Annotated in this window: 10 protein-coding genes; 8 read left to right on the top strand and 2 right to left on the bottom strand. The window is 36.7% G+C overall.

Features of this window, described 5'->3' with window-relative positions:
* Positions 1–117: 117 nt before the first annotated feature.
* Complete coding sequence (locus ABZA26_RS01430) at positions 118–639, top strand: PTS glucose transporter subunit IIA (RefSeq protein WP_372712737.1); 522 nt, start codon at positions 118–120, stop codon at positions 637–639.
* A 35-nt stretch (positions 640–674) separates the two neighbouring features.
* On the opposite strand, the gene ABZA26_RS01425 is transcribed toward ABZA26_RS01430, so the two are convergent.
* Entirely contained in the window at positions 675–1814 is a 1140-nt protein-coding gene (locus ABZA26_RS01425) for a Mu transposase C-terminal domain-containing protein (protein ID WP_372712736.1), read from the bottom strand.
* Between the two features lie 405 nt (positions 1815–2219).
* Here ABZA26_RS01425 and ABZA26_RS01420 point away from each other — a divergent pair, with 405 nt between their 5' ends.
* The 7 genes from ABZA26_RS01420 to ABZA26_RS01390 all read left to right on the top strand — a co-directional run bounded on the left by ABZA26_RS01420 (position 2220) and on the right by ABZA26_RS01390 (position 10981).
* Entirely contained in the window at positions 2220–2720 is a 501-nt protein-coding gene (locus ABZA26_RS01420; protein WP_372712735.1) for a PTS glucose transporter subunit IIA, read from the top strand.
* 9 nt (positions 2721–2729) lie between these two features.
* Entirely contained in the window at positions 2730–4160 is a 1431-nt protein-coding gene (ptsG, locus tag ABZA26_RS01415) for a glucose-specific PTS transporter subunit IIBC (protein ID WP_372712734.1), read from the top strand.
* Positions 4161–4200: 40 nt separating this feature from the next.
* The gene (locus ABZA26_RS01410) at positions 4201–4464 is read left to right on the top strand and encodes an HPr family phosphocarrier protein (RefSeq protein WP_372712733.1); all 264 of its coding nucleotides are present in this window, start codon (positions 4201–4203) and stop codon (positions 4462–4464) included.
* A 197-nt stretch (positions 4465–4661) separates the two neighbouring features.
* Positions 4662–5084, top strand: coding sequence for a MarR family winged helix-turn-helix transcriptional regulator (locus tag ABZA26_RS01405; RefSeq protein ID WP_372712732.1), 423 nt, complete (start codon positions 4662–4664; stop codon positions 5082–5084).
* A gap of 91 nt (positions 5085–5175) precedes the next feature.
* Complete coding sequence (locus ABZA26_RS01400; RefSeq protein ID WP_372712731.1) at positions 5176–6624, top strand: efflux transporter outer membrane subunit; 1449 nt, start codon at positions 5176–5178, stop codon at positions 6622–6624.
* 40 nt (positions 6625–6664) lie between these two features.
* Positions 6665–7810 carry an efflux RND transporter periplasmic adaptor subunit gene (locus ABZA26_RS01395; protein WP_372712730.1) on the top strand — a complete coding sequence of 382 codons (1146 nt, stop codon included), beginning with the start codon at positions 6665–6667 and terminating at the stop codon, positions 7808–7810.
* 21 nt (positions 7811–7831) lie between these two features.
* The gene (locus tag ABZA26_RS01390) at positions 7832–10981 is read left to right on the top strand and encodes an efflux RND transporter permease subunit (RefSeq protein WP_372712729.1); all 3150 of its coding nucleotides are present in this window, start codon (positions 7832–7834) and stop codon (positions 10979–10981) included.
* A gap of 76 nt (positions 10982–11057) precedes the next feature.
* Here the strand turns inward: ABZA26_RS01390 and ABZA26_RS01385 are convergent, their stop codons facing one another.
* Entirely contained in the window at positions 11058–11921 is an 864-nt protein-coding gene (locus tag ABZA26_RS01385) for a radical SAM/SPASM domain-containing protein (protein WP_372712728.1), read from the bottom strand.
* Positions 11922–12382 lie beyond the last annotated feature (461 nt).

The raw sequence follows: 12382 nt of genomic DNA, 5'->3' as shown, positions 1-12382 counted from the left end.
GGGTTGAACGAGGCATAGCCTCTTTTTTTATGGACAAATTAAAAAAAATGACAAGGTTGTTTTTATTGAAAAGTTGGGATAATATGGTATGAATAGCTGACAAAAGGAGTGAATAATATGGGGATATTAGGATTGTTAAAAAAAAACAGAAAGAATTGTGAATATATAAAGGTTTATTCTCCTATAAACGGGAAAGTTATGAGTTTGGAAGAAGTTCCTGATGAGGCTTTTTCAAAAAAAATGATAGGAGATGGGTGTGCCATTGATCCTTCAGAAGGGTCTGTCTTTGCCCCTGTGGAAGGGGAAGTTGATATTTTTGATACTAATCATGCAGTCACCTTTGAGATGGAAAACGGACTGGAGATGATAGTTCATTTAGGAATAGACACTGTAGATCTTGACGGCATGGGGTTTGAAAGGATAGGAGAGCCAGGGACCATTGTACGTATAGGGGATGAACTTGTAAAATATGATCTGGATTTTATAAGGAAGAATGCTAAATCAGCCATAAGCCCCATAATAATAACGTCTATGGATGAGGTGGAGAGTATAGATGTAGTGGCTATAGGGGAGATAAAAGCAGGAGACCTGCTTATGAAGTTAAAAATGAAAAAAAATAATTTTAAAAAGAATCAATGAAAAAGAGGTCGCCTATGCGACCTCTTTTGTTGTGCCTAAAAATTTTCATTTGCAGAAAGATAGGCCATACATAAAAAATTTCCCTTAAAATAAACTTTTATTTCTTTGGGGTCGTTAACATTGTATTTTATCTCTAAAATCTTTCCTGTATATTTTTTTAAATCTAGATTTCGATAAATTCCGTTTCTGAATCGTATTCCGTATTCCTGCACTTTTCTTTTGGCACTTCCCAGTAAAATATCTAACTGATCTATATCTTTTAAAGTCCCCGAAGGCGAAAAAGGCTTCTCCTCGTTTAAATTTTTAATGTTGTTCATAAAAATATACGAGTACAGGACCTTATCCAATTCCATTAAAGACATCGGAAGATGTGTTTCTCTCAGAATTTTTTTTAAATCTGACTTAAGAAAATTTATGAACTTCTCCATCTCTTTATTCTGCTCATAGTAGTTTTCTATTTTTATATCCAATGTTTCTTTTATCAGTTCAATTTTTCTTTTGTTTTTTATTTCGAAAGAGTCTATCAGAAGATTATGTGGTTTTATAAAAAAGTCTTCATCTGATTTATAATTTTTTATAATTGTATCCCTCAAAAAAGCAGTGGATTTTTTGAGGTCCAACTTGGAAAAACTGAGATAATAATTGAGAATATCATCTGTTGCAATATCGTATATGAGATAAAGATATGGCTTTTTCATGGAGTTCTGCCTAAAATCTCTTACGTTTATATCCAGATCTGTCTGAACAATTCTATAGGCCTGGTGTTTCTTTTTTATTTTTTCTATATTTATTGAGGCATGATTTTTTACAAAATCATCCAGATTATTTACAGCTCTGTAAACAGTGTGATAACTCACTGTTTTGTCACTGAAAGTATTTATAAAATTGCAGCATTTTTCATAAAGGCTGCTTATCTTTATATCTGGATTTTTTTCATAAGACTTTTTTATAAATTCGTAGGTTTTATCATCGAGACTTCTATATTGATTTTTATCTTTTCTTTCTTTTTTTATGAGCCCTTCTATTCCATCTTCTTTATAAGCTTTCACCCATCTTTTTAATGTAGCATAGGATATGTTTTTTTCGTTTTCTATATCTTTGAGCTTTTTTTCTTTATTCAAGAAAGGTTCTATAATCTCGTATCTTTCTTTGGAGAGACCTTTTTTATTTCCCAAAACCATCCCCCTTTTCTCTTTAAAACTTAACATAATACTACTATCTTTATAAAAAAAAGTCAAATAACTAAAGAGTCTGTTTTTATATAAAAAAGAAAGCCCTTCTCAAAAAAGGCTCATTTTTTTAGAAAAAAATGTTGACAAAAAATCTTTTGGAGGATAATATGTCAGTGTAACGAATAACGGAAATATAGATTGAAAACAACACAAACAAATTGTTTGTAAAACACAGGAAAGAAACTTGGTTTAAAAAAGGCTCAAAAAAATAGATCAATTATTTGATGAAAAACTTTATACATAATTACAAAAAACATTAAATGATTTATCTAAACTGGTTATATTTAAGAGGTTACAGCGGGTAATGTGTTCTTAAAAACAGGTCTTTAAAAAGAAAGGAGAGTTAATATGGGATTATTTGATTTTCTAAAAAAGAAAAAAGAGGAAGAGTGGGTGGAGATATATTCCCCGCTAAATGGAAAAGTCATTGAGCTTTCAATGGTTCCAGACGAGGCATTTGCAAAAAAAATGATAGGCGACGGGTGTGCCATAGACCCTGCAGAAGGATCTGTATATTCACCTGTAGAAGGGGAAGTAGATATTTTTGATACTAATCACGCAGTCAGTTTTGAAACAGAAAAAGGTATAGAACTTATCGTGCATTTCGGAATAGATACGGTGAAACTAGGAGGAGAAGGCTTCCAGAGAATAGGAAAACCCGGTACCAAAGTGAAGCCTGGAGACGAACTTGTAAAATATGATCTTAAATTTATAAAAGAAAACGCTAAATCTGTAATAACGCCAGTGGTAATAAATTCTATGGACGAAGTGGAAGAAATAAAAATTGTAGCTTCTGGTGATGTGAAGGTCGGAGAATTATTAATGAAAGTCAAATTAAAAAATAACTAGGAGGTAAAGATGAAAGGATTTGCACAACTACAAAAGATAGGTAAAGCACTGATGACGCCAGTTGCAATACTACCTGCAGCGGGATTGTTATTAGCTTTTGGACAGCCAAATGTATTAAATTCTACTTTGATGGCGGCGGCAGGAGGGGTTATATTTTCCAATTTACCTCTGTTATTTGCAGTGGGATCTGCTATAGGACTTGCAGCCATAGTATCGCTGTTGATTATGAACACAGTTATGGGAGTTACTACCGGTGCAGCAGCAGAGATTGCACTTGGAAATAAAGCCTTTGCACAGGTTATGGGTATACCGACACTTCAGACCGGAGTTTTCGGTGGTATCATTGCAGGAGTAATCGGAGCCATGATGTACAAGAGGTTTTATAAAATAGAACTACCTGCTTATCTGGGATTCTTCTCGGGGAAAAGATTTGTGCCAATAGCTACTGCATTTTTATCTTTCTTTGTGGGACTTGTATTTCCATATGTATGGAAACCAATTCAAGTGGGACTGGCATCTCTTGCAGTAATCGGAGAAAATCCGACAGCTTTTTCAACCTTTGTATTTGGACTAATTGAAAGAGCACTTATACCCTTTGGTCTTCATCATATATTCTATTCTCCTTTCTGGTTTGAATTCGGAGAATGGACCAACTCTTTAGGTCAGGTATTCAGGGGAGACCAGGTTATATTCTTTGCAAAACTTCAAGATAATGTTGCAAGTTTTGGAAGTACAGGGGCATATATGACAGGAAAGTTTGCATTCATGATGTTTGGACTTCCTGGGGCCGCTCTTGCAATGTACAAACAGGCAAAACCATCTAAGAAAAAGATAGCAGGAGGAATACTGCTTTCTGCAGCACTTACATCTTTCCTTACAGGAATTACAGAGCCTATTGAGTTCTTATTCCTCTTTGTGGCACCGGTCTTGTACGGAGTACACTGTGTACTTGCAGCTACTTCATTCCTGCTTATGAATATGCTGAATGTGAGAATAGGAATGACATTCTCAGGGGGACTAATCGATTTCATCTCTTTCGGAGTACTTCCGAATAAAACTCCTTGGTACTTGGTCATTGTAGTAGGAGCAATATACTTTGTGGTTTACTATGTTCTGTTTACATTCTTTATTAAGAAGTTTAACCTTAAGACACCAGGAAGAGAAGACGAAGAAGAAATAACCAGTGATATCAAACTTTCTGAGAATGAAGTTGCAGTTCTCGTTATATCTGCCCTGGGAGGAAAAGAAAATATAGTTTCTACAGATGCATGTATTACGAGACTCAGAGTAGAGGTAAAAAATACAGATATAGTAAACGAAGGAGAGCTCAAAAAATTAGGAGCTGCCGGGGTCTTGAAAGTAGGTAAAAATGGAGTTCAGGCCATATTCGGAGCAAAAGCCCAGTTTATTGCAAATGATATAAAGAAAATAGTAGAGTAAATAATTTGAAGAATTAAACTAATGGTGGAGGGGAATGTAAATGGCTAAGATCGAAATTGAAGTGACCAATCACGCAGGACTTCATACAAGACCGGGAAATGATTTTGTAAAACTTGCAAAAGAGTTTGAGTCTAAAATTGAAGTTGAAAATGAAAAGGGGCTTAAAGTAAAGGGGACTTCTCTTTTAAAAATCCTTTCTCTTGGAATAAAGAAAGGGTCTAAAGTAACAATTCATGCAGCAGGAGAAGACGAAGCTTTGGCAGTGGAAAAACTAGGAGAATTTCTTATTAATTTAGCAGAGTAAAAAACTTCAGAATAATCTGGAGGTAATTGGTAAAATATAATGATAATTTTTAAAAGGCTTGATTCCTCTTATTTTAGGGGGTCAGGCTTTTTTTACAGAAAGTTGATAATCATAAAATAGTTGACTTGTCTATATAAAAGTGATAAAGTTTAATTTATTTAGTTTGGAACTAACAAATTTTTTAAAAGAGGTCGATTATGTATAAAAAAGAGGAGTTAACAGGTCTGATAATAAAATTTTCTAATGAATTATCCAAGTGCAATATAGATATTTCAAAAGAACTGGGGTCTTATGAGATGCAAATAAAGCAGTTTCATTATTTAGCTCTGATAGAAAAAAACCCAAATATGACATTCAGCGAATTGTCGGAAATTCTAAACATAACTAAGCCCTCGGTCACTGAGATAATCAACAAGCTGACAAAACTCGGATGTGTCTACAGGGAGCAGAGTTCTTCAGATAAAAGGGTATTTTATATAAAACTTACTGAAAAAGGAAAAAAAATAGTAAAGCTGAAAGAGATATCAGCAGGTAAATTTGCAGAGGAAAGACTGGGCTCTCTTACAGATGAAGAGGTTGGTAATTTTATGGAGATATTGAAGAAACTGCTGAGGGAATAATTTTTTATAAATATAGTTAGTTAAAATTTAACTAATTTTACTTTTTTAAAATAAAAACATATAAAAAACTAAAATATCGGAGTTGAAAAGGATGAGAGGAAAAGAAAAACTGAAATTTAAAAAACTACCTGCAGTTTTAACCATGTCAGCGGTAATAATGCTGACAGGATGTACTTCTGTAGGACCTGACTATGTCTCACCAGATGTAAAAGTACCTGAAAAATGGAGCGGAGAAAAGGCCGGGGATTTTAAAGCAGAAAACCGAGCCTCAGAACAGTGGTGGAAACTCTTTAATGACCCTATGCTAGATGGACTGATAAAGGAAGCATCTAGTAGTAACTTAGACCTCAAAGAGTCCATGGCTCGTGTAGATGAATACCGTTCCAGGCTAGGGGTAGTGACAGGAGACCGATACCCTGCAGTAGGTATAGAGGGAGACCTTCTTAGACAGAGAACCAGTGAAAATGCCGGTTATTCAGGTGTTACAAATACATATAAAGGACTGGGCCTTGAGGCAGGCTGGGAAATAGATCTTTTTGGCCGGGTTAGGCGGAGTATAGAGGCTGCAAAGGCTAATTATGAAGCTGTGCAGGAAGACAAAAATGACGTCATGATCTCAATCAATTCAAGAGTCGCTCTGAATTATATAAAAATAAGAACTTATCAAGCTAGACTATCAGCTTCAAACTCCAATATTGAATTGCAGCAGGAAGTTGTAAGGATCACAGGATCTAGATTCAAGTACGGACTAGCCACTGCTCTTGAAGTGGCCCAGGCAGAACAGGCTCTTGCTAGTTCTGAAGCTACAGTGCCTCCTCTGAGGATACAGTTATCAGAGGCGATAAATACCATGGCTGTACTGCTAGGACGTAATCCTGGTGAGCTCAATGAATTACTGTCAGAACAAAGGGAAATACCTGTGCCTCCTAAGGATGCGGCTATAGGGGTTCCTGCAGATATCCTCAGACAACGTCCGGATATCAGAAGAGCAGAACGTCAGCTAGCTGTTGAAACGGCCCGTGTAGGTATTGCTAAGGCTGATCTCTATCCACAATTTTCTCTTTCTGGATCTTTTGGATATCAATCAGTGGCAAGCAGGAATCTTTTTAGTTCAGGCGGAAACTATTTTTCAATAGGTCCATCTTTAAGATGGAATATATTCTCTGGTGGGAGTATTTTGAACCAGATCGATGTACAAGATGCTCTTGTCCGTCAAAAGGCTATCCAGTATGAGAATACGGTATTGGGTGCATTGAATGAAGCTGAAAATTCTATGACGGCATATACAGAGGACAGTATGCGTCTTGGTTATCTTGAAAAAACGGTAGAAGCTTCTAAGAAAACAGTAGAACTTTCTCTGAATCTTTATAAACAGGGGCTTGTAGATTTTGAAAACGTTTTAAATTCACAGCTTAGCCAGTTTATTTCTGAAGACAGTCTGGCTCAGGCGAGGGGAGACAGCGCAGAAAACTTTATACGTCTCTATGCAGCCTTGGGCGGAGGATGGGACCCTGATTCCATTGTTAAAAATAAAAAATAGATTTTAAAAATTAAAAATATAATTTAAAAGGAGCATTCATATGGATTCTAAAAACAAAAAAATTTACAGCCTGGTTTTCACAATTCTCATTATGGGGACACTTTTAACTGGATGCAAGGAACAAAATACCTACTCTCCGCCTCCTCCGTCTAAAGTGACAGTAAATACGCCTGTACAGAAAAATGTTATAAATTATTTGGAGTTTACAGGAATTACAGAGGCTATGGATTCTGTAGAGATAAGACCCCGTGTAGAGGGATACTTGGAAAAGGTAATGTTTAAACCTGGTTCTTTTGTAAAAAAAGGTGATCTTTTATTTGTAATAGATCAACGTCCTTATAAAGCAAAATTAGGTGAAGCAAAAGCTAAATTGGCAATCGAAATATCAAAACTAAAAGCAGCTGAAGCAACTTTTCAAAGGATGGATATGGCGTATAAGGAGCGAGCTGTAAGTGAAGTAAGTGTAATCCAGGCAAGAGCAGATGTGGAAGTGGCTAAGGCCGCAATAGAGTCTGCAAAGGCAGCAGTAGAAACTTCAGAACTGGATCTTTCATATACTACAATACATGCCCCTATAAGCGGACGTATTGACAGAAGCCTCGTGGATGCAGGGAACCTGATAGGGTCCGGAGAACATACACTCCTTGCAACAATTATAAAAGATGAATCTATTTATGTGTATTTTAATGTGAACGAGAGAGATATTGTGGACTCTGATTTTTTAAATAATAAAGCCGGTACAACAGATGTATATTTAGGACTTTTAGATAAAGAATTTTCTCATAAGGGAAAAATAGATTACATCAATAACAGAGTAAACCCAGGAACAGGAAATATACAGGTAAGAGGTATTTTTGAAAACAGTAAAAATGACATACTCCCGGGAATGTTTGCAAACATAAAAATAGCTGAAAAAACTATAGAAAACGCCCTTCTTGTGCCGGATCATATAGTGGGAAGAGATCAGCAGGGATATTATTTACTGGCTGTAAACAATGAGAATATTGTAGATTACAAAAATGTTGAGATCGGAGATCTCATAGATGGCATGAGGGTTATAAAATCAGGAATAGAGCCAAGTGACCGTATAATAGTAAGCGGTATCCAGATGGCTTATCCAGGACGTGAAGTTTCTCCTATAGATGAAGAAAACTCAGAAAATAAAAGTCCTAAAACGGAAAATTAATCTATTTAGGAGGAATAAATAATGTTTAGTAAATTTTTTATAAAACGTCCCATTTTTGCAGGTGTTATTTCAATTGTAATAGTTATTGCAGGACTGGTTACCCTAAAGTCTCTTCCGGTAGCACAGTATCCTGAAATTGCCCCGCCGACAATACAGGTCTCGGCAGTTTATCCAGGTGCAAATGCAGAGACAATATCTCTTACTGTGGCTCAGCCTATAGAGGGCGAGGTAAACGGTGTGGAAAATATGCTCTATATGTCAAGTAACAGTTCTAACAGCGGAGAGTACTCACTGAGTGTTACTTTTCAGGTTGGGACAGATATGGATGTGGCACAGAACCTGGTTCAGAATCGTGTGTCCCAGGCACTGTCATCCCTTCCTGAAGAGGTACAGAGACAGGGAGTCACAACAGCTAAAAGATCTTCTAACATACTGCTTTTAGCCAGCCTGACTTCAGATAATCCCATGCAGGACGATCTTTTTCTCAGTAACTATGCCACCCTTAATATAAAGGATGAGTTGTCAAGGATAAAAGGTGTCGGTGGAATAACAGTATTTGGTGCTGGAGACTATAGTATGAGAATCTGGTTATACCCAGACAAACTCAAAGCAAGGGGACTCACGAGTACAGATGTAGTGAGTGCCGTCAGAGAGCAAAACACCCAGGTAGCAGCAGGGCAGATAGGTCAGGAACCGTCACCTGTTGACCAAAATTTTCAATTTACAGTAAATATGAGAGGAAAACTAAATACCACAGAAGAATTTGAAAATATTATAGTTAAAACTACTCCTGATGGTGGAATGATAAGAGTCAGGGATGTAGCCAGAGTAGAACTAGGATCTCAGAGTTATAATGTCTCTAGTCAACTCAACGGACAGCCATCTGCTGCCATGGCTGTGTTCCTTCAGCCAGAAGCCAATGCCCTTGAAGTGGCAGAAAGTGTAAAAGAAAGAATTGATGAATTGAGCGAAAAATTTCCTCAGGGAATGAAGGCTGATATTCCTTTTGATACTACCACATTTGTAAAGTCTTCGATAAATGAGGTAGTGGAAACACTTTTTATATCTGTTATTTTGGTTTTTTTAACTATACTTCTGTTTCTTGAGGACTGGAGAGCTACTCTCATCCCTACGATAGCAATTCCGGTATCTCTTATCGGAACATTTGCAGTAATGGCCGCTCTGGGAGTGAGTATAAACACCTTATCACTATTTGGATTGGTTCTTGCAATCGGTATAGTAGTAGATGATGCAATCATAGTAGTAGAAAATGCCGTGAGAAATATAGACGAGAATGGCCTCGCGCCACGTGAAGCCGCCATAAAGGCAATGGAAGAGATAACCGGCCCGGTAGTGGCCACGACTTTGGTTTTACTGTCAGTTTTCATTCCCACGGCGTTCTTAGGAGGAATCACAGGACAGCTTTACCGTCAGTTTGCTCTTACTATTGCAACTGCAACAATATTCAGTTCCATAAATGCACTGACTTTAAGTCCGGCATTGTGCGCAATATTCTTAAGACCAAAAAATCCCAACAAAAAACACAATATATTTACAAGAGGATTTAACTCAATTTTTGGAAAGACTCAAAAAGGCTATGCCAAAGTTTTGACATCTCTTGTAAGACGCGGGGCTGTAATGATACTTGCATTTATAATCATAACTCTGGGAGTATTCTGGAAATACGACTCCCTTCCAAAAGGGTTCGTTCCCAAAGAGGATGCAGGTTATGCAATGATAAATGTACAGCTCCCAGATGCTGCTTCCCTTACCAGAACTAAGGCTGTGGTAAATAAAATTTCTGAGCGTTTGGAAAAAGTGGAAGGAATTGAAAATAAGATAGCCATTTCTGGGTATTCAATTATGGACGGAGCCGCAGCTTCAAATAATGCCGCCTTCTGGATAGTTTTTAAATCTTGGGAAGAGCGTAAAAAAGCCGGGCTTGATATGGAAAATATCATAGGAGAAATATCTAAAAGTGTGGGCGATATTCAGGAAGCCAGAATCCTTGTGTTTACTCCGCCTCCAATAAGGGGTCTCGGAAATGCCGGAGGGTTTCAGATGCAAATCCAGGACAGGGCCAGTGCCGGTTCTGCAAATCTGGAAAAAGCTGTACAGAATATAGTTATGAATGCTAATTCTCAGTCTAAACTTACAAGAGTATACAGCACTTACAGAGCTAATGTACCTCAGTTATTAACAGTTCTAGACAGAACTCAGGCTAAAACACTGAAAATACCTCTGTCAAATATATTTAATACTCTCCAGGGAAATCTAGGTTCTACATATGTCAATGATTTCAATCAGTTTGGGCGTAATTACCAGGTAAGAGCTCAGGCAGATGCCAATTACAGAGCAACTGCAGAAGATATAAAAAAACTGGAAGTTCGTAATGAAAATGGTGAGATGATCCCAATGGGAACAGTACTCTCTGTAGAGGAAGCTGTAGGACCTCAGATTATTACCAGGTACAATATGTATCCATCTGCAACAATAAGCGGACAGGGTGCAGGCTTTACAAGTTCCGGAGAAGCCATGCAGATAATGGAGGATCTGGCTAAAGAAAATCTTCCGTCTTCCATGGGATTTGAGTGGACAGGAATGTCTTACCAGGAAAAGGCTGCTGAAGGGAATATAGTATTTATTTTTGGACTGGCAGTACTTTTTGTATATCTTGTACTTTGTGCTCAGTATGAAAGCTGGACCCTTCCTCTGACGATAGTTCTTACTGTTCCTCTGGCAGTTTTGGGTACAGTTGTCGCTCTGTCAATCAGGCAGATGGATATCAATGTGTATACTCAGCTAGGAATTGTACTTCTTATAGCCATGACCTGTAAGACTGCAATTCTGATATCCGAGTTTGCAAAAGAAGAAAGCAACTCCGGGATGTCTCTGACTGAGTCCGCCCTCGAGGCTTCCCGTCTCAGATTCAGACCTATATTGATGACAGCATTTACATTCATATTGGGTGTATTACCTCTTACTTATGCTACAGGAGCAGGAGCAGAAAGCCGTCAATCTCTAGGTACTGCAACAGCAGGAGGAATGCTTTCGGCTACATTGTTACTGATATTCTTTGTCCCTGTATTTTATATAAAAATTATGGGGATCAGCGAGAAATTTAAAAAAAGAGTAAAAAAAGGTGAAGAAGTTAGAGAAGACGTTTTATAAATCTGAGTATAAAAAAACAGGCAGTGTATTCTATAAAATACACTGCCTGTTTTTCTTGCATTTAATTTTATAAAAATCAGATTTTGAACTGACATTTTTTACACAGCTCTTCTACGGCTGTGTTTTCAGAAAATCCGTTGTAAATAGCTTGAGATCTGCTGCTGTTAATTATGTCTCTGAAACTATCTCTGTAAATATTTCCTAGATTTATAATACCTTCTCCGTCAAGACAGCAGGGAACCACCGTGCCGTCAACCAAGATGGCGATATGACTTCTCATACCATAGCAGAAGCCATCTGTATTTTCATAGAGATCATCTGCATCAGGCCACTTGAATTCATAGTCAGAGTTAAGATAGAGTTTATTGCAGATTTTAACTCCTTTTCCAGGGCTCAGCACATCGCTTATTTTATAATTCAGTTGAAACTCTTTTTCTAATATCTCAAGAACCTCATTATTTCCATTCTGAGTCTCATCTTTATATTCCTTATTGAAGTTCCAAAGCCTCAGAGAGATGTAAATATCTGTTTTTTCAAGGGCTTCTTTGGAAAAAGATAGGATGGTTTTAATATAGTTATCTCTATGGACATTTTCCAGGTTCCCTCCGAAACTATGTAAGGAAAAATTCATCTGTCTCAAGGCGGGTTTCATCATTATATTTTTTCCTGTATCCCCTATAAATGAGCCGTTGGTTGTTATGTTTACCTTGAATCCCTTGTTGTGGGCTAGATCAAGAAACTCATCTATCTGCGGATGAAGAAGTGGCTCTCCCTTTACATGGAGGTAGATGTAATCAGTAAAAGGCTTTATCTCATCAAGTATTTTTTCAAAAGAATTGAGATTCATATATTCTGGTTTTCTGTCACTCTTTGGACAGAAATGGCAACTAAGGTTGCAGATGTTTGTGATTTCTATATATATTTTCTTAAATTTTTTCATATTATTATTGCACCTTTTTCCTCATATAAGTTTTGTTATAAAATTCATTTGGTATAAATTATACTATTTTTGAAAATAAATTAATATTAAAATAAATTTTAATTTGCTCTTTTTCTTAATTAGGTGTGTTCCGAAACTCAGGGTTTTAGTATTATTATTTGTTAATAAATATTTTATATTGCTGGAAAAATTCAAAAACATATCTGAAAAATAAATAAGTGTGATAAAAAAAATCTGCCATAAAAGGGAAGCAAAAGAACACCTTGAATCTATGTCAGAAAGGGTTGTTGATTTTTAGTTGTTGAAATTATCAGCATATTTGTTATAATTTCAGTATAAAGAAATTTGAGAGAGGTATAAAATGCTGGGAAAAGCAAGAAGACTTTTGAAAAATATATACGGATATGACTCTTTCAGACACGGTCAGGAGAAAGTGGTAAAGGGGCTTCTTTTGAAAAAGG

This window comes from Ilyobacter sp., from assembly GCF_041583315.1.
Lineage (GTDB): Bacteria > Fusobacteriota > Fusobacteriia > Fusobacteriales > Fusobacteriaceae > Ilyobacter.
This window is presented reverse-complemented; position numbering and strand designations above follow the sequence as displayed.